We start from the raw sequence: 26,410 nt of genomic DNA, 5'->3' as shown, positions 1-26,410 counted from the left end.
AATTAACGCGCGTTCTGCTTGATGAATTCGTGGATGCTGGTGTCCTGAGACATATCAGCGATGGTATCGGTCAGCACACTGTTAACCGCATCGGCGATATTTTTGTTGGAGGCCTGGAACGCACCTTCAACGTTGTAGCTGGCACGATAGTTTTTGGTCATTTTGTTGCCATTCTGCGCGGTAGCGATGATGGCGATATCCGCTTTGGTCGCGATGTTGTAGCGCACGTTGCCCTGGGACACGTCAGCATACAGTTGGCTAACGATGATTTGCAGATTAACCGGGCCATTCGGACCAACCATGTAACCACGCGCGGTCATCTGTTTTTCCAGCACTTCTTGCAGCAGGAAACGCAGATCGCGGGAGGCGGTCAGGGTAACGATTTGATTATCGCGGGTGACTTTTGCCAGCGCCTGATCGGTACGCTGATCGGCACCATTAATGCTTACGGTGACGCCCATCAGGCTTGGATCCTGCTGTGGCAGTGTAATCGTCGGGGAAACTTCAATAGTTGTTGGCGGTTTTGCGCATCCTGCAAGCATAAACAGAGCAACTAACGGGAAGAGGATTTTTTTGAACATGTTCGGGCTCTCAGAGACTCTTAAGCGTGTTTGGTAAAAATTCCCGCCATCATAACATTGCCAACGGCGAGGGGAAGTGGGTAAGGCATGTAAATTCATCATGTTGACGAAATAATCGCCCCTGGTAAAAGAAACACTGATGCGAGGCCTGTGTTTCAATCTTTAAATCAGTAAACTTCATACGCTTGACGGAAAAACCAGGACGAAACCTAAATATTTGTTGTTAAGCTGCAATGGAAACGGTAAAAGCGGCTAGTATTTAAAGGGATGGATGACATCTCAGCGTTGTCGGAGGAGATATTTCATGATGATACGTGAGCGGATAGAAGAAAAATTAAGGGCGGCGTTCCAACCCGTATTCCTCGAAGTAGTGGATGAAAGCTATCGTCACAATGTCCCAGCCGGCTCTGAAAGCCATTTTAAAGTTGTGCTGGTCAGCGATCGTTTTACGGGTGAACGTTTTCTGAATCGTCATCGAATGATTTACAGTACTTTAGCGGAGGAACTCTCTACTACCGTTCATGCGCTGGCTCTGCATACTTACACTATTAAGGAGTGGGAAGGGTTGCAGGACACCGTCTTTGCCTCTCCTCCCTGTCGTGGAGCAGGAAGCATCGCGTAAAAACGCATTTGCAACTGTCGGCGCTTTTCCAGTATGTTGCTAAAGATTTTATGAAAAACGGCCTGCGGGCCGTTTTGTTTTGTCTGGATTTTGCGCTTTTTGCCCAGCATTCAGACGAAAATTGCCCGGGAATTGTGAAAAAATACGCGACAGCGCGCAATAACCGTTCTCGACTCATAAAAGTGATGCCGCTATAATGCCGCGTCCTATTTGAATGCTTTCGGGATGATTCTGGTAACAGGGAATGTGATTGATTATAAGAACATCCCGGTTCCGCGAAGCCAACAACCTGTGCTTGCGGGGTAAGAGTTGACCGAGCACTGTGATTTTTTGAGGTAACAAGATGCAAGTTTCAGTTGAAACCACTCAAGGCCTTGGCCGCCGTGTAACGATTACTATCGCTGCTGACAGCATCGAGACCGCTGTTAAAAGCGAGCTGGTCAACGTTGCGAAAAAAGTACGTATTGACGGCTTCCGCAAAGGCAAAGTGCCAATGAATATCGTTGCTCAGCGTTATGGCGCGTCTGTACGCCAGGACGTTCTGGGTGACCTGATGAGCCGTAACTTCATTGACGCCATCATTAAAGAAAAAATCAATCCGGCTGGCGCACCGACTTATGTTCCGGGCGAATACAAGCTGGGTGAAGACTTCACTTACTCTGTAGAGTTTGAAGTTTATCCGGAAGTTGAACTGCAGGGTCTGGAAGCGATCGAAGTTGAAAAACCGATCGTTGAAGTGACCGACGCTGACGTTGACGGCATGCTGGATACTCTGCGTAAACAGCAGGCGACCTGGAAAGAAAAAGACGGCGCTGTTGAAGCAGAAGACCGCGTAACCATCGACTTCACCGGTTCTGTAGACGGCGAAGAGTTCGAAGGCGGTAAAGCGTCTGATTTCGTACTGGCGATGGGCCAGGGTCGTATGATCCCGGGCTTTGAAGACGGTATCAAAGGCCACAAAGCTGGCGAAGAGTTCACCATCGACGTGACCTTCCCGGAAGAATACCACGCAGAAAACCTGAAAGGTAAAGCAGCGAAATTCGCTATCAACCTGAAGAAAGTTGAAGAGCGTGAACTGCCGGAACTGACTGCAGAATTCATCAAACGTTTCGGCGTTGAAGATGGTTCCGTAGAAGGTCTGCGCGCTGAAGTGCGTAAAAACATGGAGCGCGAGCTGAAGAGCGCCATCCGTAACCGCGTTAAGTCTCAGGCGATCGAAGGTCTGGTAAAAGCTAACGACATCGACGTACCGGCTGCGCTGATCGACAGCGAAATCGACGTTCTGCGTCGCCAGGCTGCACAGCGTTTCGGTGGCAACGAAAAACAAGCTCTGGAACTGCCGCGCGAACTGTTCGAAGAACAGGCTAAACGCCGCGTAGTTGTTGGCCTGCTGCTGGGCGAAGTTATCCGCACCAACGAGCTGAAAGCTGACGAAGAGCGCGTGAAAGGCCTGATCGAAGAGATGGCTTCTGCGTACGAAGATCCGAAAGAAGTTATCGAGTTCTACAGCAAAAACAAAGAACTGATGGACAACATGCGCAATGTTGCTCTGGAAGAACAGGCTGTTGAAGCTGTACTGGCGAAAGCGAAAGTGACTGAAAAAGAAACCACTTTCAACGAGCTGATGAACCAGCAGGCGTAATTTACGCAGCATAACGCGCTAAATTCGCACAAAGGCCCGTCACCGCCAGGTGGTGGGCTTTTTTTTGTCATGAATTTTGCATGGAACCGTGCGAAAAGCCTCTTTCGGTGTTAGCGTAACAACAAAAGATTGTTATGCTTGAAATATGGTGATGCCGTACCCATAACACAGGGACTAGCTGATAATCCGTCCATAAGGTTACAATCGGTACAGCAGGTTTTTTCAATTTTATCCAGGAGACGGAAATGTCATACAGCGGCGAACGAGATAACTTTGCACCCCATATGGCGCTGGTGCCGATGGTCATTGAACAGACCTCACGCGGTGAGCGCTCTTTTGATATCTATTCTCGTCTACTTAAGGAACGCGTCATTTTTCTGACTGGCCAGGTTGAAGACCACATGGCTAACCTGATTGTGGCGCAGATGCTGTTCCTGGAAGCGGAAAACCCAGAAAAAGATATCTATCTGTACATTAACTCCCCAGGCGGGGTGATCACTGCCGGGATGTCTATCTATGACACCATGCAGTTTATCAAGCCTGATGTCAGCACCATCTGTATGGGCCAGGCGGCCTCGATGGGCGCTTTCTTGCTGACCGCAGGGGCAAAAGGTAAACGTTTTTGCCTGCCGAATTCGCGCGTGATGATTCACCAACCGTTGGGCGGCTACCAGGGCCAGGCGACCGATATCGAAATTCATGCCCGTGAAATTCTGAAAGTTAAAGGGCGCATGAATGAACTTATGGCGCTTCATACGGGTCAATCATTAGAACAGATTGAACGTGATACCGAGCGCGATCGCTTCCTTTCCGCCCCTGAAGCGGTGGAATACGGTCTGGTCGATTCGATTCTGACCCATCGTAATTGATGCCAGAGGCGCAACTGTGCCGCTATACTTATCCAGGGCGGCACAACGCTGTAAGCGGCTTGCGCCTGAGAATGGCATTTGCGTCGTCGTGTGCGGCACAAAGAACAAAGAAGAGGTTTTGACCCATGACAGATAAACGCAAAGATGGCTCAGGCAAATTGCTGTATTGCTCTTTTTGCGGCAAAAGCCAGCATGAAGTGCGCAAGCTGATTGCCGGTCCATCCGTGTATATCTGCGACGAATGTGTTGATTTATGTAACGACATCATTCGCGAAGAGATTAAAGAAGTTGCACCGCATCGTGAACGCAGTGCGCTACCGACGCCGCATGAAATTCGCAACCACCTGGACGATTACGTTATCGGCCAGGAACAGGCGAAAAAAGTGCTGGCGGTCGCGGTATACAACCATTACAAACGTCTGCGCAACGGCGATACCAGCAATGGCGTCGAGTTGGGCAAAAGTAACATTCTGCTGATCGGTCCGACCGGTTCCGGTAAAACGCTGCTGGCTGAAACGCTGGCGCGCCTGCTGGATGTTCCGTTCACCATGGCCGACGCGACTACACTGACCGAAGCCGGTTATGTGGGTGAAGACGTTGAAAACATCATTCAGAAGCTGTTGCAGAAATGCGACTACGATGTCCAGAAAGCACAGCGTGGTATTGTCTACATCGATGAAATCGACAAGATTTCTCGTAAGTCAGACAACCCGTCCATTACCCGAGACGTTTCCGGTGAAGGCGTACAGCAGGCACTGTTGAAACTGATCGAAGGTACGGTAGCTGCTGTTCCACCGCAAGGTGGGCGTAAACATCCGCAGCAGGAATTCTTGCAGGTTGATACCTCTAAGATCCTGTTTATTTGTGGCGGTGCGTTTGCCGGTCTGGATAAAGTGATTTCCCACCGTGTAGAAACCGGCTCCGGCATTGGTTTTGGCGCGACGGTAAAAGCGAAGTCCGACAAAGCAAGCGAAGGCGAGCTGCTGGCGCAGGTTGAACCGGAAGATCTGATCAAGTTTGGTCTTATCCCTGAGTTTATTGGTCGTCTGCCGGTTGTCGCAACGTTGAATGAACTGAGCGAAGAAGCTCTGATTCAGATCCTCAAAGAGCCGAAAAACGCCCTGACCAAGCAGTATCAGGCGCTGTTTAATCTGGAAGGCGTGGATCTGGAATTCCGTGACGAGGCGCTGGATGCTATCGCTAAGAAAGCGATGGCGCGTAAAACCGGTGCCCGTGGCCTGCGTTCCATCGTAGAAGCCGCACTGCTCGATACCATGTACGATCTGCCGTCCATGGAAGACGTCGAAAAAGTGGTTATCGACGAGTCGGTAATTGATGGTCAAAGCAAACCGTTGCTGATTTATGGCAAGCCGGAAGCGCAACAGGCATCTGGTGAATAATTAACCATTCCCATACAATTAGTTAACCAAAAAGGGGGGATTTTATCTCCCCTTTAATTTTTCCTCTATTCTCGGCGTTGAATGTGGGGGAAACATCCCATAAGCGCTAACTTAAGGGTTGTGGTATTACGCCTGATATGATTTAACGTGCCGATGAATTACTCTCACGATAACTGGTCAGCAATTCTGGCCCATATTGGTAAGCCCGAAGAACTGGATACTTCGGCACGTAATGCCGGGGCTCTAACCCGCCGCCGCGAAATTCGTGATGCTGCAACTCTGCTACGTCTGGGGCTGGCTTACGGCCCCGGGGGGATGTCATTACGTGAAGTCACTGCATGGGCTCAGCTCCATGACGTTGCAACATTATCTGACGTGGCTCTCCTGAAGCGGCTGCGGAATGCCGCCGACTGGTTTGGCATACTTGCCGCACAAACACTTGCTGTACGCGCCGCAGTTACGGGTTGTACAAGCGGAAAGAGATTGCGTCTTGTCGATGGAACAGCAATCAGTGCGCCCGGGGGCGGCAGCGCTGAATGGCGACTACATATGGGATATGATCCTCATACCTGTCAGTTCACTGATTTTGAGCTAACCGACAGCAGAGACGCTGAACGGCTGGACCGATTTGCGCAAACGGCAGACGAGATACGCATTGCTGACCGGGGATTCGGTTCGCGTCCCGAATGTATCCGCTCACTTGCTTTTGGAGAAGCTGATTATATCGTCCGGGTTCACTGGCGAGGATTGCGCTGGTTAACTGCAGAAGGAATGCGCTTTGACATGATGGGTTTTCTGCGCGGGCTGGATTGCGGTAAGAACGGTGAAACCACTGTAATGATAGGCAATTCAGGTAATAAAAAAGCCGGAGCTCCCTTTCCGGCACGTCTCATTGCCGTATCACTTCCTCCCGAAAAAGCATTAATCAGTAAAACCCGACTGCTCAGCGAGAATCGTCGAAAAGGACGAGTAGTTCAGGCGGAAACGCTGGAAGCAGCGGGCCATGTGCTATTGCTAACATCATTACCGGAAGATGAATATTCAGCAGAGCAAGTGGCTGATTGTTACCGTCTGCGATGGCAAATTGAACTGGCTTTTAAGCGGCTCAAAAGTTTGCTGCACCTGGATGCTTTGCGTGCAAAGGAACCTGAACTCGCGAAAGCGTGGATATTTGCTAATCTACTCGCCGCATTTTTAATTGACGACATAATCCAGCCATCGCTGGATTTCCCCCCCAGAAGTGCCGGATCCGAAAAGAAGAACTAACTCGTTGTGGAGAATAACAAAAATGGTCATCTGGAGCTTACAGGTGGCCATTCGTGGGACAGTATCCCTGACAGCCTACAAAACGCAATTGAAGAACGCGAGGCATCGTCTTAACGAGGCACCGAGGCGTCGCATTCTTCAGATGGTTCAACCCTTAAGTTAGCGCTTATGGGGAAACATCCCCATATACTGACGTACATGTTAATAGATGGCGTGAAGCACAGTCGTGTCATCTGATTACCTGGCGGAAATTAAACTAAGAGAGAGCTCTATGAATCCTGAGCGTTCTGAACGCATTGAAATCCCCGTATTGCCGCTGCGCGATGTGGTGGTTTATCCGCACATGGTCATCCCCTTATTTGTCGGGCGGGAAAAATCTATCCGTTGTCTGGAAGCGGCGATGGACCATGATAAAAAAATTATGCTGGTCGCGCAGAAAGAAGCTTCAACGGATGAGCCGGGTGTAAACGATCTTTTCACCGTCGGGACCGTGGCCTCTATATTGCAGATGCTGAAACTGCCTGACGGCACCGTCAAAGTGCTGGTCGAGGGGTTACAGCGCGCGCGTATTTCTGCGCTCTCTGACAATGGCGAACACTTTTCTGCGAAGGCGGAGTATCTGGAGTCGCCGACCATTGATGAGCGGGAACAGGAAGTGCTGGTGCGTACTGCAATCAGCCAGTTCGAAGGCTACATCAAGCTGAACAAAAAAATCCCACCAGAAGTGCTGACGTCGCTGAATAGCATCGACGATCCGGCGCGTCTGGCGGATACCATTGCTGCACATATGCCGCTGAAACTGGCTGACAAACAGTCTGTTCTGGAGATGTCCGACGTTAACGAACGTCTGGAATATCTGATGGCAATGATGGAATCGGAAATCGATCTGCTGCAGGTTGAGAAACGCATTCGCAACCGCGTTAAAAAGCAGATGGAGAAATCCCAGCGTGAGTACTATCTGAACGAGCAAATGAAAGCTATTCAGAAAGAACTCGGTGAAATGGACGACGCGCCGGACGAAAACGAAGCCCTGAAGCGCAAAATCGACGCGGCGAAGATGCCGAAAGAGGCAAAAGAGAAAGCGGAAGCAGAGTTGCAGAAGCTGAAAATGATGTCTCCGATGTCGGCAGAAGCGACCGTAGTGCGTGGTTATATCGACTGGATGGTACAGGTGCCGTGGAATGCGCGTAGCAAGGTCAAAAAAGACCTGCGTCAGGCGCAGGAAATCCTTGATACCGACCATTATGGTCTGGAGCGCGTGAAAGATCGAATCCTTGAGTATCTTGCGGTTCAAAGCCGTGTCAACAAAATCAAGGGACCGATCCTCTGCCTGGTAGGGCCGCCGGGGGTAGGTAAAACCTCTCTTGGTCAGTCCATTGCCAAAGCCACCGGGCGTAAATATGTCCGTATGGCGCTGGGCGGCGTGCGTGATGAAGCGGAAATCCGTGGTCACCGCCGTACTTACATCGGTTCTATGCCGGGTAAACTGATCCAGAAAATGGCGAAAGTGGGCGTGAAAAACCCGCTGTTCCTGCTCGATGAGATCGACAAAATGTCTTCTGACATGCGTGGCGATCCGGCCTCTGCACTGCTTGAAGTGCTGGATCCAGAGCAGAACGTAGCGTTCAGCGACCACTACCTGGAAGTGGATTACGATCTCAGCGACGTGATGTTTGTCGCGACGTCGAACTCCATGAACATTCCGGCACCGCTGCTGGATCGTATGGAAGTGATTCGCCTCTCCGGTTATACCGAAGATGAAAAACTGAACATCGCCAAACGTCACCTGCTGCCGAAGCAGATTGAACGTAATGCACTGAAAAAAGGTGAGCTGACCGTCGACGATAGCGCCATTATCGGCATTATTCGTTACTACACCCGTGAGGCGGGCGTGCGTGGTCTGGAGCGTGAAATCTCCAAACTGTGTCGCAAAGCGGTTAAGCAGTTACTGCTCGATAAGTCATTAAAACATATCGAAATTAACGGCGATAACCTGCATGACTATCTCGGTGTTCAGCGTTTCGACTATGGTCGCGCGGATAACGAAAACCGTGTCGGTCAGGTAACCGGTCTGGCGTGGACGGAAGTGGGCGGTGACTTGCTGACCATTGAAACCGCATGTGTTCCGGGTAAAGGCAAACTGACCTATACCGGTTCGCTCGGCGAAGTGATGCAGGAGTCCATTCAGGCGGCGTTAACGGTGGTTCGTGCGCGTGCGGAAAAACTGGGGATCAACCCTGATTTTTACGAAAAACGTGACATCCACGTCCACGTACCGGAAGGTGCGACGCCGAAAGATGGTCCGAGTGCCGGTATTGCTATGTGCACCGCGCTGGTTTCTTGCCTGACCGGTAACCCGGTTCGTGCCGATGTGGCAATGACCGGTGAGATCACTCTGCGTGGTCAGGTACTGCCGATCGGTGGTTTGAAAGAAAAACTCCTGGCAGCGCATCGCGGCGGGATTAAAACAGTGCTAATTCCGTTCGAAAATAAACGCGATCTGGAAGAGATTCCTGACAACGTAATTGCCGATCTGGACATTCATCCTGTGAAGCGCATTGAGGAAGTTCTGACTCTGGCGCTGCAAAATGAACCGTCTGGTATGCAGGTTGTGACTGCAAAATAGTGACCTCGCGCAAAATGCACTAATAAAAACAGGGCTGGCAGGCTAATTCGGGCTTGCCAGCCTTTTTTTGTCTCGCTAAGTTAGATGGCGGATCGGGCTTGCCCTTATTAAGGGGTGTTGTAAGGGGATGGCTGGCCTGATATAACTGCTGCGCGTTCGTACCTTGAAGGATTCAAGTGCGATATAAATTATAAAGAGGAAGAGAAGAGTGAATAAATCTCAATTGATCGACAAGATTGCTGCAGGGGCTGATATCTCTAAAGCTGCGGCTGGCCGTGCGTTAGATGCTATTATTGCTTCCGTAACTGAATCTCTGAAAGAAGGGGATGATGTAGCACTGGTAGGTTTTGGTACTTTTGCCGTTAAAGAGCGTGCTGCCCGTACTGGCCGCAACCCGCAGACCGGTAAAGAGATCACCATCGCTGCTGCTAAAGTACCGAGCTTCCGTGCAGGTAAAGCACTGAAAGACGCGGTAAACTAAGCGTTGTCCCCAGTGGGGATGTGACGAAGTTCAAGGGCGCATCTACTGATGTGCCTTTTTTATTTGTATTCGGTGACTTTCTGCGTCTTGTGGGCTGACAATTGCCCCCGTTTCTTGTCACAATAGGCCTTTGCGCGCATCGATACGTTGCGTGAGGTACACAGTCATCTACAGCGGAGTGTTGTTACACCATGATGGACAGCTTACGCACGGCTGCAAACAGTCTCGTGCTCAAGATTATTTTCGGTATCATTATCGTGTCGTTCATATTGACCGGCGTGAGTGGTTACCTGATTGGCGGAGGCAATAACTACGCCGCAAAAGTGAATGACCAGGAAATCAGCCGTGGGCAATTCGAGAACGCCTTCAACAGCGAGCGTAATCGCATGCAGCAACAGCTGGGCGATCAATACTCCGAGCTGGCAGCGAACGAAGGCTATATGAAAACCCTGCGTCAACAGGTGCTGAATCGTCTGATCGACGAGGCGCTGCTGGATCAGTACGCACGTGAGCTGAAACTGGGTATCAGCGATGAGCAGGTTAAACAGGCGATTTTCGCGACCCCAGCCTTCCAGGTTGACGGCAAATTTGATAACAGCCGCTATAACGGTATCCTCAACCAGATGGGGATGACCGCCGATCAGTACGCCCAGGCGCTGCGTAACCAGCTCACTACCCAACAGCTGATTAACGGCGTTGCCGGTACCGATTTTATGCTGAAAGGTGAAACCGACGAGCTGGCGGCACTGGTCGCGCAACAACGCGTGGTGCGTGAGGCGACTATCGATGTTAACGCGCTGGCGGCGAAGCAGCCTGTGACCGAACAGGAGATTGCCAGCTACTACGAACAAAACAAAAACAATTTCATGACGCCGGAACAATTCCGCGTGAGTTACATCAAGCTGGATGCCGCAACGATGCAGCAACCGGTTAGCGATGCGGATATCCAGAGCTACTACGACCAGCATCAGGATCAATTCACCCAGCCGCAGCGTACCCGCTACAGCATCATCCAGACCAAAACTGAAGATGAAGCGAAAGCGGTACTTGATGAGCTGAATAAAGGCGGTGATTTTGCTGCATTAGCCAAAGAAAAATCTGCCGATATTATCTCTGCTCGTAACGGCGGCGATATGGGTTGGTTAGAAGATGCCACTATCCCGGACGAACTGAAAAATGCTGGTCTGAAAGAAAAAGGCCAACTGTCTGGTGTCATCAAATCTTCGGTCGGTTTCCTGATTGTACGTCTGGACGACATTCAGCCAGCGAAAGTGAAATCGTTAGACGAAGTACGTGACGACATTGCGGCGAAAGTGAAACACGAAAAAGCCCTCGATGCGTACTACGCGCTGCAGCAGAAAGTGAGCGATGCGGCAAGCAACGACACCGAGTCTCTGGCCGGTGCAGAGCAAGCTGCCGGCGTTAAAGCCACTCAGACGGGTTGGTTCAGCAAAGATAACCTGCCGGAAGAGTTGAACTTCAAGCCGGTTGCCGACGCTATCTTTAACGGCGGTCTGGTAGGTGAAAACGGCGCGCCGGGCATCAACTCTGACATCATCACCGTAGACGGCGACCGCGCATTCGTGCTGCGCATCAGCGAGCACAAACCGGAAGCGGTGAAACCGTTGGCAGATGTTCAGGAACAAGTTAAGGCATTGGTTCAGCACAACAAAGCTGAACAACAGGCGAAAGTGGATGCTGAGAAACTGCTGGTTGATTTGAAAGCCGGCAAAGGTGCGGAAGCTATGCAGGCTGCCGGTCTGAAATTTGGCGAGCCGAAAACCTTAAGCCGTTCCGGTCGTGACCCGATTAGCCAGGCGGCGTTTGCACTGCCACTGCCAGCGAAAGACAAACCGAGCTACGGTATGGCGACCGATATGCAAGGTAATGTGGTTCTGCTGGCGCTGGATGAAGTGAAACAAGGTTCAATGCCGGAAGATCAGAAAAAAGCGATGGTGCAGGGTATCACCCAGAACAACGCACAAATCGTCTTTGAAGCTCTGATGAGTAACCTGCGTAAAGAGGCGAAAATCAAAATTGGCGATGCGCTGGAACAGCAATAATCCTGAAGCCGCCTCGCAAAAAAATGCGTTGCAGCTGTAACAAGAAAAGGTCGCTTTCGCGGCCTTTTCCATTTCTGAACATTGCCATTTGTTTACTGTTTTCACTGCCGTTAAGGTGATTCCACTGTTAACAAACAAGGAGAAAACAGTATGAAACACGGAATTAAAGCACTGCTCATTACCCTGTCCCTGGCCTGTGCCGGAATGTCTCATAGCGCGCTGGCGGCAGCTTCTGTGGCGAAACCGACGGCGGTAGAAACCAAAGCGGAAGCTCCTGCAGCACAAAGTAAAGCAGCAGTACCGGCGAAAGCCAGTGACGAAGAAGGCACCCGGGTCAGCATTAATAATGCCAGCGCGGAAGAGCTAGCCCGCGCGATGAATGGCGTTGGCCTGAAGAAAGCGCAGGCGATTGTCAGTTATCGCGAAGAGTACGGTCCGTTTAAAACTGTGGAGGATCTAAAGCAGGTGCCGGGGATGGGCAATTCGCTGGTGGAACGTAATCTGGCGGTATTAACCCTGTAATTAATTTGCATAGTGGCAATTTTTTGCCAGACTGAAGAGGTCATACCAGTTATGACCTCTGTACTTATAACAACAACGTAAGGTTATTGCGCTATGCAAACACAAATCAAAGTTCGTGGATATCATCTCGACGTTTACCAGCACGTCAACAACGCCCGCTACCTTGAATTTCTCGAAGAAGCCCGCTGGGATGGGTTGGAAAATAGCGACAGTTTTCAGTGGATGACGGCCCATAACATCGCCTTCGTCGTGGTCAATATCAATATTAACTATCGTCGCCCAGCGGTATTAAGTGACCTGTTAACTATTACCAGTCAGTTGCAGCAATTAAACGGTAAAAGCGGCATCTTAAGCCAGGTCATTACACTGGAGCCGGAAGGGCAGGTGGTAGCGGATGCGCTTATTACGTTTGTTTGTATTGATCTTAAAACGCAGAAAGCATTAGCTCTGGAAGGGGAATTGCGCGAAAAGCTGGAGCAGATGGTTAAGTAAACGTTTTGTGGTGCCGGATGCTCAAGCCGCATCCGGCGACACCCGGAATAATTACCTCAACCCGGTTTTCTGCTTCATCGCTGCCATCACCGTCGGTTTATCGGCCAGATAATGATTCAAACCGTTGGCGCGTAAATTACATGCCGCACAATGACCGCAACCGTCGCCTTTAAAGCCGTTATAGCAGGTCAACGTTTCGTTACGGACTAAATCCAGTTTGCCGTAATAATCTGCCAGCGCCCAGGTTTCCGCTTTATCAATCCACATCAGCGGCGTTTCAAAACGAATATCTTTCGCCATGCCCAAACTGACGGCATGGTTTAGTGCTTTCACAAACTCATCGCGGCAATCCGGGTAGCCGGAGAAATCCGTTTCGCAGACGCCAGTAATTACGGCTTCTGCTTTTACCTGATACGCATATATTGCCGCCAGCGTCAGGAACAAAATATTACGCCCTGGGACAAACGTATTCGGGATACCATCGGCTTCAGGTTCATAATCAGGCACCGGAATGCTGTCACGCGTCAGGCTACTGACCGCCAGCTCGTTGAGCAGGGTGACATCCAGCACCTTATGCGCGCGTGCCCCCAGTTTCAGCGCCAGTTCGCGTGCCACGTCGATTTCTGCGCGATGCCGCTGACCGTAATCGAACGTCACGCAATGGACTTCATCATATTGTTGTAATGCCTGCACCAGACAGGTGGTGGAATCCTGACCTCCACTGAACACAACGACAGCACGTTTCATAGATAATCCTGCTTGAACAATAAAAGCGTTATGGTAACGCCTGCGATTAACCCGGACCAGCTATTCATTGCGATGGCGCGGGAAGCCAGGCTTCGGTAAATTCAAACCAGCCGCGCGGTGTCAGTCGCACACCGTTCACGCCGGGAGGGGCACTAATGCGATAGTGATAGTTGAACAGCGGCGTCAGCGTCGCATCTGTCATTAACTGGCTAAAAACCGCTTTCAGGGCATTAAATCGGTTTTCTTCATCAGGCATTATTTGCACGGCATCCAGTGTCGATTGTAGATGTGCGTATGCTGGAGCGTCGAAAACATGTGGCCACAGCGGATCGCAGCGCAGCCATTGCTCCAGAGTATATTCCGGTGCTTCGCCAATTAATCTGTCGCCCATCATGAGGTCTGCGTGTGCCTGTAGGGTCGTGTCGTCCCAGTTTTTTGCGTTATGAAAAATAATTGTGAGTTCACAGCCTTCCGCTGCCAGTGTCGCCTGTAGGCGTTCTGCCATGGTATGAAGTTCTATCGGTAGGTGATAAACCAGCGTCAAGGTTTTCGGTAGTTTGACTTCATCCGGTACCTGCCAATGCGGAATAGTCCAGCCTGGCAGTAATGCATGACTGGCGGTGATCAGGTTTTCTCCGACTTCTAACGTTTGTAATAAACCGGATTGATGAATAATGGAGATCACTTTTCGCGCCTGCCAGAGGGAGAGTCGGGGACTTTTGCGCAACGTCAAATAGCAAAAACCTAAACTGATGCCGCTACTGACCTGGCTGACCCGTTGCAGCTCCTCCGGTTTGCCGATGGTGATTTGCACGGGATGCCGACAACTGGTTCCCAAATCTTTTTCGAAAAGCGGCGGAGTTATCCAGTACTCAACCGCTTTAAGCAGCGGATGACGTAAATGGTAATAATCATGGCTTTCCAGGCGCACCAGCTCTGCTGTGAATTGTGTTAAGCGAAAAGGACCCGTGCCGATCAGTGGGAATTGCGGATGCGCCAGATGGCTGCAATAGCTCGCCAGCCGGTGCGCAAGCCAGTAATCAGGGCGATGTAAAAAGAAGGTCAGACACTGCGGATGGGTGACTTCAATACGCTTCACGCTAATAAATAATTGATCCAGTGCTGGCAGTTGTAACAGCATCAATAATCGCTGGTGTAAGTGTGAGGCTTTTACTGCATCGCCGTTATGCCAGTGTAGGGTTGAACGAAGATAAAAGTCCCAGCGTAACCCGTCAGTAGAGGTTTCCCAGTGATGCGCTAAATCGCCAATCGGGCGCTGAGTATTATTATCGAAGCGGGTCAGGCCGGAAAATATCTGCCCGGCGAGATGCTGCTCGGCACGGCCGGGCAAAAAGCCTGGTTGTAGCGGTTCGAGCGGGCGATAGTAGGGAATACGCAACGTGGGTGTATCGTTTTGCCATTGTCCGCCCATAAACGGCTGTAACAGAGTGCGCAGCTCACCTGGGGCCAGTTGCGCCAGCTCCAGCACATCTTGCTGCTTTCCGGTTTCCAGTGCCTGTTCCATCATCGCATTGCGTAGCGATTCCGGCGTGACCAGAAAGCGTAATTGTCCGCGCTTTCCGCGTCCTGACTGCGCCTGCCACTCCAGCCATCCCGCCTCCTGTGCCTGACGCAACAGCGTACGAACATGGCGTTCGCTGCAAAAACAGCGTTCGGCCAGTTCGCTGACGGTGACGGTTTGCGGCTTTCCGGCGGAAGGTTGCCACAGACGTTGATACTGGTTAAGACGGTTGAGCAATCGCATATAAACCCGGAACAATATTATTTAACTATTCACTATTACTTCCGTATATATCAGGTGATACTCAATCACCATTAACCGTGTCACAGAGTGGAGAAAGAAATGGCTCGTCTGGCAGCATTTGATATGGATGGCACTTTATTGATGCCCGACCATCATTTAGGTGAGAAAACCCTCTCTACTTTGGCGCGACTGCGTGAACGCGACATTACCCTCACTTTTGCCACGGGGCGTCATGCGCTGGAGATGCAGCATATTCTCGGGGCGCTATCGCTGGATGCGTATTTGATTACCGGCAACGGAACGCGCGTGCATTCTCTGGAAGGTGAACTTTTACATCGTGATGATTTACCTGCGGATGTCGCGGAGCTGGTGCTGTATCAGCAATGGGATACCCGAGCCAGCATGCATATCTTCAATGACGACGGTTGGTTTACCGGGAAAGAGATCCCTGCGTTGTTGCAGGCATTTGTCTATAGCGGTTTTCGTTATCAGATAATCGATGTCAAAAAAATGCCACTCGGCAGCGTCACCAAGATCTGCTTCTGTGGCGATCACGACGATCTTACACGCTTGCAGATCCAGCTATACGAAGCATTAGGCGAGCGTGCACATTTGTGTTTTTCCGCCACGGATTGCCTCGAAGTGCTGCCGGTGGGCTGCAATAAAGGCGCTGCATTGACGGTGCTGACCCAACATTTAGGTTTATCGTTGCGCGATTGCATGGCCTTTGGTGATGCGATGAACGATCGCGAAATGTTAGTCAGCGTCGGTAGCGGATTTATTATGGGCAATGCGATGCCGCAACTGCGCGCGGAGCTCCCGCATTTACCGGTGATTGGACATTGCCGAAATCAGGCTGTCTCTCACTATTTGACGCACTGGCTGGACTATCCACATCTACCTTATTCCCCCGAATAACGAGATCCCTTCCAGCACCGGGCAATTGCCCGGTTTTTTTTGCGTTGAATTTGTCATTTTGTGCCGTGGTGTTTAAACCGCACAGAATAAATTGTCGTGATTTCACCTTTAAAATAAAATTAAAAGAGAAAAAAATTCTCTGTGGAAGGGCTATGTTAGATAAAATTGACCGTAAGCTGCTGGCCTTACTGCAGCAGGATTGCACCCTCTCTTTGCAGGCACTGGCTGAAGCCGTTAATCTGACAACCACCCCTTGCTGGAAGCGCCTGAAACGGCTGGAGGACGACGGTATCCTTATCGGCAAAGTCGCCCTGCTGGATCCGGAAAAAATAGGCCTCGGCCTGACCGCTTTTGTGCTGATAAAAACGCAACATCACAGCAGCGAATGGTATTGCCGCTTTGTCACGGTGGTTACCGAAATGCCAGAAGTGCTGGGGTTCTGGCGCATGGCTGGTGAATACGATTATCTGATGCGCGTCCAGGTTGCCGACATGAAACGCTACGACGAGTTTTATAAGCGTCTGGTAAACAGCGTGCCGGGGCTGTCGGACGTCACTTCCAGCTTCGCGATGGAACAGATTAAATACACCACTTCTTTACCCATCGAATAAATATCCAGAATCAGGTCAGGACACAACGCGTGCGATTATTTGCTCAATTAAGCTGGTATTTCCGTCGGGAATGGCGTCGCTATCTCGGGGCTGTCGCCTTGCTTGTCATTATCGCGATGCTGCAACTGGTTCCGCCAAAAGTGGTTGGTATTGTTGTCGATGGCGTGACAGAACAACACTTTACTACCGGGCAGATCCTGATGTGGATCGCCACCATGGTGCTGATTGCCGTTGTGGTTTATCTCCTGCGTTACGTCTGGCGGGTATTGCTGTTTGGTGCGTCTTATCAACTGGCTGTTGAACTGCGTGAAGATTATTACCGTCAGCTAAGCCGGCAGCATCCTGAGTTTTACCTGCGTCATCGCACCGGTGACCTCATGGCTCGTGCGACCAATGACGTCGATCGCGTCGTGTTTGCCGCCGGAGAAGGGGTGCTGACGCTGGTGGATTCACTGGTGATGGGCTGCGCTGTGTTGATTATGATGTCTACGCAAATTAGCTGGCAGTTGACCTTATTTTCCCTGTTGCCGATGCCAGTGATGGCGATCATGATTAAGCGCAACGGCGATGCTTTGCATGAACGCTTTAAGCTGGCACAGGCGGCGTTTTCCAGTCTTAATGACCGCACCCAGGAAAGCCTCACCAGTATCCGCATGATCAAAGCCTTTGGTCTGGAAGATCGCCAGTCGGCGTTATTTGCCGCGGATGCCGAAGATACCGGCAAAAAAAACATGCGGGTGGCGCGTATTGATGCTCGTTTCGACCCGACCATCTATATCGCGATTGGTATGGCGAACTTGCTGGCGATTGGCGGCGGTAGTTGGATGGTGGTGCAGGGCAGTTTAACGCTGGGCCAGCTCACCAGTTTTATGATGTATTTAGGTCTGATGATTTGGCCAATGCTGGCGCTGGCATGGATGTTTAACATTGTGGAACGTGGTAGTGCTGCGTACAGCCGTATTCGCGCGATGCTGGCGGAAGCGCCGGTGGTGAACGATGGTAGCGAACCCGTGCCGGAAGGGCGTGGCGAACTGGATGTAAATATTCACCAGTTCACGTATCCGCAGACTGACCATCCTGCGCTGGAAAACGTCAATTTCGCCCTGAAACCCGGTCAGATGCTGGGTATCTGCGGGCCGACTGGTTCCGGCAAAAGTACCCTGTTGTCGCTCATTCAGCGTCATTTCGACGTCAGCGAGGGGGATATTCGCTTTCATGATATTCCTCTGACGAAGTTACAACTCGATAGCTGGCGTAGCCGCCTGGCGGTAGTTAGCCAGACGCCATTCCTTTTTTCTGACACTGTGGCGAATAACATCGCGCTGGGTTGCCCGAATGCCACCCAGCAAGAGATTGAGCATGTCGCGCGGTTAGCCAGCGTACATGACGATATTTTGCGTCTACCGCAAGGTTACGATACAGAGGTGGGCGAGCGCGGTGTGATGCTTTCCGGCGGGCAAAAACAGCGTATCTCCATTGCTCGTGCGTTATTAGTCAACGCGGAAATCCTCATCCTTGATGATGCGCTTTCGGCGGTGGACGGACGCACTGAGCACCAGATCCTGCATAACCTGCGTCAGTGGGGGCAGGGAAGAACGGTAATCATCAGTGCCCATCGCCTTTCTGCACTGACGGAAGCCAGTGAAATTATTGTGATGCAGCACGGACATATCGCCCAGCGTGGCAATCATGATGTGCTGGCACAACAAAGCGGCTGGTATCGCGATATGTATCGCTATCAACAACTGGAGGCGGCGCTCGACGACGCTCCGGAAAATCGCGAGGAGGCCGTCGATGCGTAGTTTTAGCCAACTGTGGCCGACTCTCAAGCGCCTGTTAGCGTACGGTTCGCCGTGGCGTAAACCGCTGGGGATTGCGGTCCTGATGATGTGGGTTGCGGCGGCGGCAGAAGTCAGTGGGCCGCTGCTTATCAGCTATTTTATCGACAATATGGTAGCGAAAAATAACCTGCCGTTGAAAGTGGTTGCAGGGCTGGCTGCGGCGTATGTTGGGCTGCAACTGTTTGCCGCCGGGCTACATTACGCGCAGTCGCTGCTGTTTAATCGGGCGGCAGTAGGCGTAGTGCAACAGTTGCGTACCGACGTGATGGATGCTGCGTTACGCCAGCCATTAAGCGAGTTTGATACCCAACCCGTCGGGCAGGTGATTTCCCGCGTCACTAATGACACTGAAGTGATCCGCGATCTCTACGTTACCGTAGTGGCAACTGTCCTGCGCAGTGCCGCGCTGGTGGGCGCGATGCTGGTGGCGATGTTCAGCCTCGACTGGCGAATGGCACTGGTGGCGATAATGATTTTCCCGGTGGTGCTGGTGGTAATGGTGATATACCAGCGTTACAGCACGCCGATTGTCCGTCGTGTGCGCGCCTATTTGGCGGATATCAACGACGGCTTTAACGAAATCATCAATGGCATGAGCGTTATCCAGCAGTTTCGTCAGCAGGCGCGATTTGGCGAACGTATGGGGGAGGCCAGTCGTTCACACTATATGGCGAGGATGCAAACCCTGCGCCTCGACGGTTTTCTGCTGCGTCCGCTGCTGAGTCTGTTTTCATCGCTCATTCTTTGTGGCTTGTTGATGCTGTTTGGCTTCTCCGCCAGCGGCACCATTGAAGTGGGCGTGCTGTATGCGTTTATCAGCTATCTTGGGCGACTTAACGAACCATTAATCGAACTGACCACGCAACAGGCGATGCTGCAACAGGCTGTTGTTGCTGGTGAGCGCGTGTTTGAACTGATGGACGGACCGCGCCAGCAATATGGCAATGATGATCGCCCGTTACAGAGTGGCACCATCGAAGTCGATAACGTGTCATTTGCTTATCGCGATGACAATCTGGTGCTAAAGAACATTAATCTCTCTGTGCCTTCGCGCAATTTTGTGGCGCTGGTCGGGCATACCGGCAGTGGCAAAAGCACCCTCGCCAGTTTATTGATGGGCTATTACCCGCTAACGGAAGGTGAGATTCGCCTTGATGGTCGTCCATTAAGTTCGCTAAGTCACAGCGCGCTGCGCCAGGGCGTGGCAATGGTGCAGCAAGATCCGGTGGTGCTGGCGGATACCTTCCTCGCCAACGTGACGCTGGGGCGGGATATCTCCGAAGAACGCGTCTGGCAGGCGCTGGAAACCGTGCAACTGGCGGAGCTGGCGCGTAGCATGAGCGACGGTATTTACACGCCGCTGGGCGAGCAGGGGAATAATCTCTCAGTTGGGCAAAAGCAACTGCTGGCACTGGCGCGCGTGCTGGTCGAGACGCCGCAAATCCTGATCCTTGATGAGGCAACCGCCAGCATTGACTCCGGTACTGAACAGGCGATTCAACATGCTCTGGCGGCGGTGCGTGAACATACCACGCTGGTAGTGATTGCTCACCGCTTATCGACCATTGTTGATGCCGACACCATTCTGGTGCTTCATCGTGGGCAAGCCGTGGAGCAGGGCACTCACCAGCAACTGCTGGCGGCCCAGGGACGCTACTGGCAGATGTATCAACTGCAACTTGCGGGCGAAGAGCTGGCAGCCAGCGTGCGTGAAGAGGAATCATTGAGCGCCTGAATAGCGCAATATTTCATCGTTGGTGCAAAAATGTAACGCACTGTGCACTGTCATAGTGCGTTTTCATTTTCAAACTTCTTAACTTCCTGCTCTCTTTCTCGTTTTTCATTTCTGGCACACCGCTTGCAATACCTTCTTCGTGTAGCAGAACCATTACCGAATTCTGACCGGAGGGGATCTATGAAGCTGGTGACCGTGATAATCAAACCATTCAAGCTGGAAGACGTTCGTGAAGCGTTATCTTCCATTGGTATTCAGGGCCTGACCGTCACCGAAGTGAAAGGTTTCGGGCGTCAGAAAGGGCATGCCGAGCTGTACCGGGGGGCGGAATACAGCGTCAATTTCCTGCCAAAAGTAAAAATTGATGTGGCGATTGCTGATGACCAACTCGATGAAGTGATCGATATCGTCAGTAAGGCGGCTTACACCGGGAAAATTGGCGACGGCAAAATCTTCGTCGCTGAATTGCAACGCGTCATTCGTATTCGTACCGGCGAAGCCGACGAAGCGGCGCTGTAATCTCTGGCACACAGCAACAGGAACGAAAAATGAAGATAGCGACGATAAAAACTGGGCTTGCTTCACTGGCGATGCTTCCGGGACTGGTAATGGCTGCACCTGCGGTGGCCGATAAAGCCGACAATGCGTTTATGATGATTTGTACTGCGCTGGTGCTGTTTATGACTATTCCGGGGATTGCCCTGTTTTACGGTGGGTTGATTCGCGGCAAAAACGTGCTGTCGATGCTGACGCAGGTGACGGTGACATTTGCACTGGTCTGTATTCTCTGGGTGGTTTACGGTTACTCGCTGGCGTTTGGTGAGGGCAACAACTTCTTCGGCAACATTAACTGGTTGATGCTGAAAAACATCGAACTGACGGCGGTGATGGGCAGCATTTATCAGTATATCCACGTGGCGTTTCAGGGATCGTTTGCCTGCATTACCGTCGGCTTGATAGTTGGGGCGCTGGCGGAACGAATCCGCTTCTCAGCTGTGTTGATTTTCGTGGTGGTATGGCTGACGCTCTCTTACATTCCGATTGCGCATATGGTGTGGGGCGGTGGTTTGCTGGCTTCTCACGGTGCGCTGGATTTCGCGGGTGGCACCGTGGTGCACATTAACGCCGCAATCGCCGGTCTGGTGGGCGCGTATCTGATAGGAAAACGCGTGGGCTTCGGTAAAGAGGCGTTTAAACCGCACAACCTGCCGATGGTCTTCACCGGGACTGCCATTCTCTATATCGGTTGGTTTGGCTTTAACGCCGGGTCAGCGGGCACGGCGAATGAAATCGCGGCACTGGCATTTGTGAATACTGTGGTCGCAACGGCGGCGGCAATTCTTGGCTGGATCTTCGGTGAATGGGCGCTGCGTGGTAAGCCTTCACTGCTGGGGGCGTGTTCTGGCGCGATTGCCGGTCTGGTCGGCGTGACGCCAGCCTGCGGCTACATTGGGGTTGGCGGCGCGTTGATTATCGGCGTGGTAGCTGGTCTGGCGGGCTTGTGGGGCGTTACCATGCTCAAACGCTTGCTGCGGGTGGATGATCCCTGCGATGTCTTCGGTGTGCACGGCGTTTGTGGCATTGTCGGCTGTATCATGACCGGGATTTTTGCCGCCAGCTCGCTGGGCGGCGTGGGCTTCGCTGAAGGTGTGACGATGGGCCATCAGTTGCTGGTACAGCTGGAAAGCATCGCCATTACGATCGTCTGGTCCGGTGTTGTGGCATTTATCGGCTACAAATTGGCGGATCTGACGGTTGGTCTGCGTGTACCGGAAGAGCAGGAGCGAGAAGGGCTGGATGTCAACAGCCACGGCGAGAATGCCTATAACGCGTAACAAGCACTGCAAAAAACAGCCGGACGGTTTTCACCTCCGGCTATTTTTTTAATTGTGATTACGCATCACCCCTTCCTGAACGGTCGAGGCAACCAGTACGCCGTCTTGGGTATAAAACTCACCGCGCACAAAGCCACGTGCGCTGGACGCCGAGGTGCTCTCCACGCTATACAGCAGCCATTCATTCAAATTAAACGGGCGATGGAACCACATGGAATGGTCAATGGTGGCAATCTGAATCCCCGGTTCGAGAAAACCGATGCCGTGCGGCTGTAGAGCTACCGGCAGGAAGTTAAGATCAGAAGCGTAACCGAGCAGATACTGATGAACGCGCAGGTCATCCGGCACGCTACCATTTGCGCGGATCCACACCTGACGATGTGGTTCTGCGACGTGACCTTTCAGTGGGTTATGAAACTCCACCGGACGGACTTCCAGCGGACGATCGCAGATGAATTTATCTTTCAGCACTGGCGGCAGCAGGTGCGCCAGCGATTGGGCGATTTGCGTTTCCGAAGGGAGGCCATCAGGCGCTGGCGCGGACGGCATTGTTTTTTGATGTTCGAAACCCGCTTCTGGTGCCTGGAAAGAGGCAGTCATATAAAAAATCGGTTTGCCGTTTTGAATAGCAGCAACCCGGCGGGCGCTGAAGCTGTTACCGTCACGCAGCGTTTCGACATCATAAATAATCGGCTTCTTACTATCGCCAGGGCGAAGAAAGTAGCTGTGAAACGAATGTACCAGCCGCTCTTCAGGGACGGTCTCTTTTGCAGCATACAAGGCCTGACCCACGACCTGGCCGCCAAACACCTGGCGTAAACCTAAATCTTCACTCTGGCCGCGAAAGAGTCCTTCCTCAATTTTTTCCAGATTTAACAATGTCAGTAAATTTTTTAGCGCCTGACTCATATAACTCTCCAGTAACAAAGCTGCCGCAGCAAGCCAAAGTGAGTTGAGTATAACGCAAATTTGCTACTGGTCCGATGGGTGCAATGGTCTGAATTACGGGCTAATTACAGGCAGAAATGCGTGATGTGTGCCACACTTGTTGACGTTACTATTTTGTTAACCACTCTTCCGGCGAGGAAAGTTAGCCCGCTGGTGCATTGATAATAAGGAGAAATGAATGAAACTCGTGCACATGGCCAGTGGTTTAGCGGTTGCGATTGCGTTGGCGGCTTGCGCAGATAAAAGCGCGGATATTCAGACGCCAGCACCGGCTGCAAATACGTCTATTTCAGCAACACAACAACCAGCTATCCAGCAACCGAATGTCTCCGGTACCGTCTGGATCCGTCAGAAAGTCGCACTGCCGCCTGATGCTGTGCTGACCGTGACACTTTCTGACGCGTCGTTAGCCGATGCACCGTCAAAAGTGCTGGCGCAGAAAGCGGTGCGTACTGAAGGTAAACAGTCACCATTCAGCTTTGTTCTGTCATTTAACCCGGCAGATGTTCAGCCGAACGCGCGTATTCTGTTGAGTGCGGCGATTACCGTGAATGACAAACTGGTATTTATCACCGATACCGTTCAGCCGGTGATCAACCAGGGCGGAACTAAAGCCGACCTGACATTGGTGCCGGTACAGCAAACCGCCGTGCCGGTTCAGGCCAGCGGTGGCGCAACGACTACCGTACCTTCGACTTCACCAACTCAGGTGAATCCGTCTTCGGCAGTTCCAGCTCCTACGCAATATTAAGCGACGTTAACCCTCTCCGCCCGGAGAGGGTTAGTAGTTCCAGCGATAACGCTGCAAGTCGATTTGCCCGCTTCCCGATACCATCACACCTTCTGCCAGTAATGCCTGTCGCTGACGCTGTAAATCCGGTCCGGTTAGCGAAATTGTGCCGTGGCGATTAACCACCCGGTGCCAGGGTAAGGTGCTGCCTTCAGGGAGACGCTTTAACACACCGCCCACCTGGCGCGCGGCGCGGGGCGATCCCGCCAGTTTCGCCACATCACCGTAAGTGGTGACATAGCCTTCGGGAATAGCGGCGACGATTTGCCAGACGCGTTGGGGAAATGAATCTTCTTTTTCCATCTTTTCTTCCTGAGGTAATTTTTCAGCATAATCTGGAAAAACGCCCGAGTGAAGTCGCATTGCGCAAGAAACCAGCATCTGGCACGCGATGGGTTGCAATTAGCCGGGGCAGCAGTGATAATGCGCCTGCGCGTTGGTTCTCAACGCTCTCAATGGGGGCTCTGTTGGTTCTCCCGCAACGCTACTCTGTTTACCAGGTCAGGTCCGGAAGGAAGCAGCCAAGGCAGATGACGCGTGTGCCGGGATGTAGCTGGCAGGGCCCCCACCCATTTCTGCCTCCCACCGTTTCGTCAAAAAATCCCAACATGGCTAAACTTTAACCACAACTGACGTCGCAAGAATTGTCTGGCTGCGCAGTACGCTTCGGAGGTATGTCTGATGAAGTATGTTGATGGTTTTGTGGTTGCCGTTCCTGCCGATAAAAAGGATGCCTATCGGGAAATGGCCGCTAAGGCTGCGCCATTGTTTAAAGAGTTTGGCGCGCTTCGTATTGTCGAATGCTGGGCCAGCGATGTACCGGATGGCAAAGTGACCGATTTTCGTATGGCGGTGAAAGCGGAAGAGAATGAAGAGGTTGTCTTTAGCTGGATTGAATACCCTTCAAAAGAGGTCCGCGACGCTGCTAATCAAAAGATGATGTCGGACCCACGGATGAAAGAGTTCGGCGAGTCCATGCCGTTTGACGGCAAGCGAATGATCTATGGCGGATTCGAGTCAATCATCGACGAATAGGTAGCGTGACGGGCTGTGCGGCGTGCCGTCAGCCCAAAAATTCACAAATGTTGCTCGGCCCAGCGTAAGAAATCTTCTTTCGGTAATGCCTTGCTGTAGAGCCAGCCCTGACCGTAGTGCACGCCATGCTGGCGTAACCACTCTTCTTGTTTACTGGTTTCGATTCCCTCCGCTACCATTTTCAGTTTCAGTGTTTTTGCCATTTCGATGATATGCGGCGTGACATTTTTATATTCCAGCGCATCAACGAAAGATTTATCGATCTTCAGAATGTCGACATCCAGATCCTGTAAATAACTTAAACTTGAATACCCCGTACCAAAATCATCAAGATAAATTTCATGGCCCGCCTCCCGGTAGCGAGAAATTATCGGGGCGCTGGTTTTCGGATCGGCAAACTCGCGTTCAGTGAGTTCAAGCGCGATCTGTCTGGGATTAACCTGATAGTGATTGATCATGTCACGCAGCAATTGCGGGATTTTTTCCGAGGTGAGCACGGGGGATTCAAGATTGATCGAAATATGCTGCTGTGGATGCTGACGCAGCCAGTCGCCCATATCTTCAAAGACGCTTCTTATAATCAGTAGCGTCAATGGCTCAGAAAGGCCCGTTTGCTGTGCCAGCGGAATAAAACTATCTGGTGACAACCAACTACCGTCTGTCTGCGGCCAGCGCGCCAGTGCCTCAGCACCGACAATTTTGCCATTGGCTAAGGAGACAATCGGCTGATAGTGCACGCAAATATCACGATTTTCGATAGCATCCTGCAGCCGATGATGCGGTGACTGAATACGGCGCAAAATACGCAGCACAAACATCGCTGCCAGCAGGCCAATCACCAACCCGAGCGGTAACCAAATAAAGACTTGCCGATGCCAGCCTTTCTGCAACATTTTCGTTGAAGCCCATGTGATGATCGAAATATTCATCTCCGGTAAGGGCAGGATATCGTAAATGATTCCATTATTTTCGATATGCTCACCGGGTGTTTTTTGTAGCCTGGTAATAATTCCCTGAGCAATTTCATCGCTGCTGGTTATGACAACGTTATGGGCATTGCCAATAATGGCGGCATCAATTTGCCATGAGCTATAGGGAATGACATCAATAAAGGAAGCGGGGTCGATCATGACGACATAATGTGCCGTTCCCATGGCGACCATGTAACGGATAATGCCTAAATCGTTATGCGATGTTAACCAGACACGATAACCATCTTTCGAAATTTTACCTGGCTCGGGGAAGGTATCGGGCGGACTTTCATGCTCCAGAGACGAACACTGGGGAACGTTGTTATCGATATAAGCCACTTCCTGAATATAGCGATAACTGTAAGATACCCGACGCATTTCCATGAGATGGGCTTCGCTACAGGCAGCGCCTTGCCATCTTTCCAGCTCCTGCAGCGCATCTTTCCCTTGTGTCGCCACCTTATTGGCTCGAATAGCGACGCGGGAGGAATAGGTATCCAGCTCTTCAATAAACGATGTTTCTACCTGCTGATGGGCCAGCCAGATGCTTAAGCCGACAGGCAGCAATACTGAAAGAATCAGTACTCCCGAAATAAGGCCGACCAGATGTCGTGTTCTCACCAGCATATCCTTATTAACACAGTGTAGGG

Annotated in this window: 24 protein-coding genes and 1 other RNA gene; 19 read left to right on the top strand and 6 right to left on the bottom strand. The window is 51.6% G+C overall.

Annotated elements, in window-relative coordinates:
• Window positions 1-2: 2 nt before the first annotated feature.
• The gene (locus tag KXD89_RS16635; protein WP_001295326.1) at window positions 3-581 is read right to left on the bottom strand and encodes a lipoprotein; all 579 of its coding nucleotides are present in this window, start codon (window positions 579-581) and stop codon (window positions 3-5) included.
• A gap of 304 nt (window positions 582-885) precedes the next feature.
• Here KXD89_RS16635 and bolA point away from each other — a divergent pair, with 304 nt between their 5' ends.
• The 10 genes from bolA to fadM all read left to right on the top strand — a co-directional run bounded on the left by bolA (window position 886) and on the right by fadM (window position 12,564).
• Window positions 886-1,203 carry a transcriptional regulator BolA gene (gene bolA / locus KXD89_RS16630; protein WP_000973448.1) on the top strand — a complete coding sequence of 106 codons (318 nt, stop codon included), beginning with the start codon at window positions 886-888 and terminating at the stop codon, window positions 1,201-1,203.
• Window positions 1,204-1,546: 343 nt separating this feature from the next.
• Window positions 1,547-2,845, top strand: a complete 1,299-nt coding sequence (tig, locus tag KXD89_RS16625; RefSeq protein ID WP_001198386.1) for a trigger factor — start codon at window positions 1,547-1,549, stop codon at window positions 2,843-2,845.
• A 245-nt stretch (window positions 2,846-3,090) separates the two neighbouring features.
• A complete protein-coding gene (clpP, locus tag KXD89_RS16620) occupies window positions 3,091-3,714 on the top strand; it encodes an ATP-dependent Clp endopeptidase proteolytic subunit ClpP (protein WP_000122253.1) in 624 nt (207 codons plus the stop codon).
• 125 nt (window positions 3,715-3,839) lie between these two features.
• On the top strand, window positions 3,840-5,114 hold the full coding sequence (gene clpX, locus KXD89_RS16615; RefSeq protein WP_000130305.1) for an ATP-dependent protease ATP-binding subunit ClpX: 1,275 nt from the start codon (window positions 3,840-3,842) through the stop codon (window positions 5,112-5,114).
• Window positions 5,115-5,267: 153 nt separating this feature from the next.
• Window positions 5,268-6,380: an IS4-like element IS421 family transposase gene (locus KXD89_RS16610; RefSeq protein WP_001300563.1), complete on the top strand. Its 1,113-nt coding sequence runs from the start codon at window positions 5,268-5,270 to the stop codon at window positions 6,378-6,380.
• A 271-nt stretch (window positions 6,381-6,651) separates the two neighbouring features.
• Entirely contained in the window at window positions 6,652-9,006 is a 2,355-nt protein-coding gene (lon, locus tag KXD89_RS16605; protein WP_001295325.1) for an endopeptidase La, read from the top strand.
• A gap of 208 nt (window positions 9,007-9,214) precedes the next feature.
• Window positions 9,215-9,487, top strand: a complete 273-nt coding sequence (gene hupB / locus KXD89_RS16600; protein WP_001043542.1) for a nucleoid-associated protein HU-beta — start codon at window positions 9,215-9,217, stop codon at window positions 9,485-9,487.
• Between the two features lie 191 nt (window positions 9,488-9,678).
• Entirely contained in the window at window positions 9,679-11,550 is a 1,872-nt protein-coding gene (ppiD, locus tag KXD89_RS16595) for a peptidylprolyl isomerase (RefSeq protein ID WP_000969372.1), read from the top strand.
• A 150-nt stretch (window positions 11,551-11,700) separates the two neighbouring features.
• Complete coding sequence (locus tag KXD89_RS16590; protein ID WP_000680312.1) at window positions 11,701-12,072, top strand: helix-hairpin-helix domain-containing protein; 372 nt, start codon at window positions 11,701-11,703, stop codon at window positions 12,070-12,072.
• A gap of 93 nt (window positions 12,073-12,165) precedes the next feature.
• On the top strand, window positions 12,166-12,564 hold the full coding sequence (gene fadM / locus KXD89_RS16585) for a long-chain acyl-CoA thioesterase FadM (RefSeq protein ID WP_001194534.1): 399 nt from the start codon (window positions 12,166-12,168) through the stop codon (window positions 12,562-12,564).
• 51 nt (window positions 12,565-12,615) lie between these two features.
• Here fadM and queC read toward each other — a convergent pair whose 3' ends face one another.
• Together queC and KXD89_RS16575 are read right to left on the bottom strand one after the other, a co-directional pair.
• Window positions 12,616-13,311, bottom strand: coding sequence for a 7-cyano-7-deazaguanine synthase QueC (queC, locus tag KXD89_RS16580; RefSeq protein ID WP_000817220.1), 696 nt, complete (start codon window positions 13,309-13,311; stop codon window positions 12,616-12,618).
• Between the two features lie 64 nt (window positions 13,312-13,375).
• Window positions 13,376-15,076: an SgrR family transcriptional regulator gene (locus tag KXD89_RS16575; RefSeq protein WP_001238234.1), complete on the bottom strand. Its 1,701-nt coding sequence runs from the start codon at window positions 15,074-15,076 to the stop codon at window positions 13,376-13,378.
• 99 nt (window positions 15,077-15,175) lie between these two features.
• Here KXD89_RS16575 and cof point away from each other — a divergent pair, with 99 nt between their 5' ends.
• The 6 genes from cof (at window position 15,176) to amtB (ending at window position 22,016) form a co-directional block, all read left to right on the top strand.
• On the top strand, window positions 15,176-15,994 hold the full coding sequence (gene cof, locus KXD89_RS16570) for an HMP-PP phosphatase (RefSeq protein ID WP_001336137.1): 819 nt from the start codon (window positions 15,176-15,178) through the stop codon (window positions 15,992-15,994).
• 152 nt (window positions 15,995-16,146) lie between these two features.
• Window positions 16,147-16,605 (top strand): DNA-binding transcriptional regulator DecR, encoded by a 459-nt coding sequence (gene decR / locus KXD89_RS16565; RefSeq protein ID WP_000884589.1) that lies wholly within the window; start codon window positions 16,147-16,149, stop codon window positions 16,603-16,605.
• Window positions 16,606-16,634: 29 nt separating this feature from the next.
• Window positions 16,635-18,407: a SmdA family multidrug ABC transporter permease/ATP-binding protein gene (locus tag KXD89_RS16560; RefSeq protein WP_001235649.1), complete on the top strand. Its 1,773-nt coding sequence runs from the start codon at window positions 16,635-16,637 to the stop codon at window positions 18,405-18,407.
• Complete coding sequence (locus KXD89_RS16555; RefSeq protein WP_001256201.1) at window positions 18,400-20,181, top strand: SmdB family multidrug efflux ABC transporter permease/ATP-binding protein; 1,782 nt, start codon at window positions 18,400-18,402, stop codon at window positions 20,179-20,181. The genes KXD89_RS16560 and KXD89_RS16555 overlap by 8 nt, the downstream gene beginning before the upstream one ends.
• A gap of 180 nt (window positions 20,182-20,361) precedes the next feature.
• Window positions 20,362-20,700: a P-II family nitrogen regulator gene (glnK, locus tag KXD89_RS16550; protein ID WP_000780338.1), complete on the top strand. Its 339-nt coding sequence runs from the start codon at window positions 20,362-20,364 to the stop codon at window positions 20,698-20,700.
• Between the two features lie 29 nt (window positions 20,701-20,729).
• Complete coding sequence (gene amtB / locus KXD89_RS16545; protein WP_000685029.1) at window positions 20,730-22,016, top strand: ammonium transporter AmtB; 1,287 nt, start codon at window positions 20,730-20,732, stop codon at window positions 22,014-22,016.
• Window positions 22,017-22,064: 48 nt separating this feature from the next.
• Here the strand turns inward: amtB and tesB are convergent, their stop codons facing one another.
• A complete protein-coding gene (tesB, locus tag KXD89_RS16540) occupies window positions 22,065-22,925 on the bottom strand; it encodes an acyl-CoA thioesterase II (protein ID WP_000075876.1) in 861 nt (286 codons plus the stop codon).
• A 217-nt stretch (window positions 22,926-23,142) separates the two neighbouring features.
• Between tesB and KXD89_RS16535 the strand changes: the two genes are divergently transcribed.
• Window positions 23,143-23,715: a YbaY family lipoprotein gene (locus tag KXD89_RS16535; RefSeq protein WP_000779842.1), complete on the top strand. Its 573-nt coding sequence runs from the start codon at window positions 23,143-23,145 to the stop codon at window positions 23,713-23,715.
• A gap of 30 nt (window positions 23,716-23,745) precedes the next feature.
• On the opposite strand, the gene KXD89_RS16530 is transcribed toward KXD89_RS16535, so the two are convergent.
• A complete protein-coding gene (locus KXD89_RS16530; RefSeq protein WP_000409911.1) occupies window positions 23,746-24,057 on the bottom strand; it encodes an MGMT family protein in 312 nt (103 codons plus the stop codon).
• Between the two features lie 162 nt (window positions 24,058-24,219).
• Between KXD89_RS16530 and ffs the strand changes: the two genes are divergently transcribed.
• Both ffs and KXD89_RS16520 read left to right on the top strand, forming a co-directional pair.
• Window positions 24,220-24,316: signal recognition particle sRNA small type (gene ffs, locus KXD89_RS16525), an RNA gene on the top strand.
• Window positions 24,317-24,435: 119 nt separating this feature from the next.
• Complete coding sequence (locus KXD89_RS16520) at window positions 24,436-24,789, top strand: DUF1428 domain-containing protein (RefSeq protein WP_000878140.1); 354 nt, start codon at window positions 24,436-24,438, stop codon at window positions 24,787-24,789.
• A 41-nt stretch (window positions 24,790-24,830) separates the two neighbouring features.
• On the opposite strand, the gene pdeB is transcribed toward KXD89_RS16520, so the two are convergent.
• On the bottom strand, window positions 24,831-26,381 hold the full coding sequence (gene pdeB, locus KXD89_RS16515; protein ID WP_001310610.1) for a cyclic-guanylate-specific phosphodiesterase PdeB: 1,551 nt from the start codon (window positions 26,379-26,381) through the stop codon (window positions 24,831-24,833).
• Window positions 26,382-26,410: the final 29 nt, after the last annotated feature.

The organism is Escherichia sp. TC-EC600-tetX4, assembly GCF_019356055.1.
Classification (GTDB): domain Bacteria; phylum Pseudomonadota; class Gammaproteobacteria; order Enterobacterales; family Enterobacteriaceae.
This window is presented reverse-complemented; position numbering and strand designations above follow the sequence as displayed.

What these genes read in the sequence shown, in the direction of transcription:
- KXD89_RS16555 (WP_001256201.1), top strand. Translation starts at nt 18,400, where the DNA reads ATGCGTAGTTTTAGCCAACTGTGGCCGACTCTCAAGCGCCTGTTAGCG.
- KXD89_RS16635 (WP_001295326.1), bottom strand. Translation starts at nt 581, where the DNA reads ATGTTCAAAAAAATCCTCTTCCCGTTAGTTGCTCTGTTTATGCTTGCA.
- clpP (WP_000122253.1), top strand. Translation starts at nt 3,091, where the DNA reads ATGTCATACAGCGGCGAACGAGATAACTTTGCACCCCATATGGCGCTG.
- lon (WP_001295325.1), top strand. Translation starts at nt 6,652, where the DNA reads ATGAATCCTGAGCGTTCTGAACGCATTGAAATCCCCGTATTGCCGCTG.
- bolA (WP_000973448.1), top strand. Translation starts at nt 886, where the DNA reads ATGATGATACGTGAGCGGATAGAAGAAAAATTAAGGGCGGCGTTCCAA.
- tesB (WP_000075876.1), bottom strand. Translation starts at nt 22,925, where the DNA reads ATGAGTCAGGCGCTAAAAAATTTACTGACATTGTTAAATCTGGAAAAA.
- ppiD (WP_000969372.1), top strand. Translation starts at nt 9,679, where the DNA reads ATGATGGACAGCTTACGCACGGCTGCAAACAGTCTCGTGCTCAAGATT.
- decR (WP_000884589.1), top strand. Translation starts at nt 16,147, where the DNA reads ATGTTAGATAAAATTGACCGTAAGCTGCTGGCCTTACTGCAGCAGGAT.
- KXD89_RS16520 (WP_000878140.1), top strand. Translation starts at nt 24,436, where the DNA reads ATGAAGTATGTTGATGGTTTTGTGGTTGCCGTTCCTGCCGATAAAAAG.
- glnK (WP_000780338.1), top strand. Translation starts at nt 20,362, where the DNA reads ATGAAGCTGGTGACCGTGATAATCAAACCATTCAAGCTGGAAGACGTT.
- KXD89_RS16590 (WP_000680312.1), top strand. Translation starts at nt 11,701, where the DNA reads ATGAAACACGGAATTAAAGCACTGCTCATTACCCTGTCCCTGGCCTGT.
- tig (WP_001198386.1), top strand. Translation starts at nt 1,547, where the DNA reads ATGCAAGTTTCAGTTGAAACCACTCAAGGCCTTGGCCGCCGTGTAACG.
- queC (WP_000817220.1), bottom strand. Translation starts at nt 13,311, where the DNA reads ATGAAACGTGCTGTCGTTGTGTTCAGTGGAGGTCAGGATTCCACCACC.
- KXD89_RS16575 (WP_001238234.1), bottom strand. Translation starts at nt 15,076, where the DNA reads ATGCGATTGCTCAACCGTCTTAACCAGTATCAACGTCTGTGGCAACCT.
- KXD89_RS16610 (WP_001300563.1), top strand. Translation starts at nt 5,268, where the DNA reads ATGAATTACTCTCACGATAACTGGTCAGCAATTCTGGCCCATATTGGT.
- KXD89_RS16530 (WP_000409911.1), bottom strand. Translation starts at nt 24,057, where the DNA reads ATGGAAAAAGAAGATTCATTTCCCCAACGCGTCTGGCAAATCGTCGCC.
- fadM (WP_001194534.1), top strand. Translation starts at nt 12,166, where the DNA reads ATGCAAACACAAATCAAAGTTCGTGGATATCATCTCGACGTTTACCAG.
- clpX (WP_000130305.1), top strand. Translation starts at nt 3,840, where the DNA reads ATGACAGATAAACGCAAAGATGGCTCAGGCAAATTGCTGTATTGCTCT.
- cof (WP_001336137.1), top strand. Translation starts at nt 15,176, where the DNA reads ATGGCTCGTCTGGCAGCATTTGATATGGATGGCACTTTATTGATGCCC.
- KXD89_RS16535 (WP_000779842.1), top strand. Translation starts at nt 23,143, where the DNA reads ATGAAACTCGTGCACATGGCCAGTGGTTTAGCGGTTGCGATTGCGTTG.
- amtB (WP_000685029.1), top strand. Translation starts at nt 20,730, where the DNA reads ATGAAGATAGCGACGATAAAAACTGGGCTTGCTTCACTGGCGATGCTT.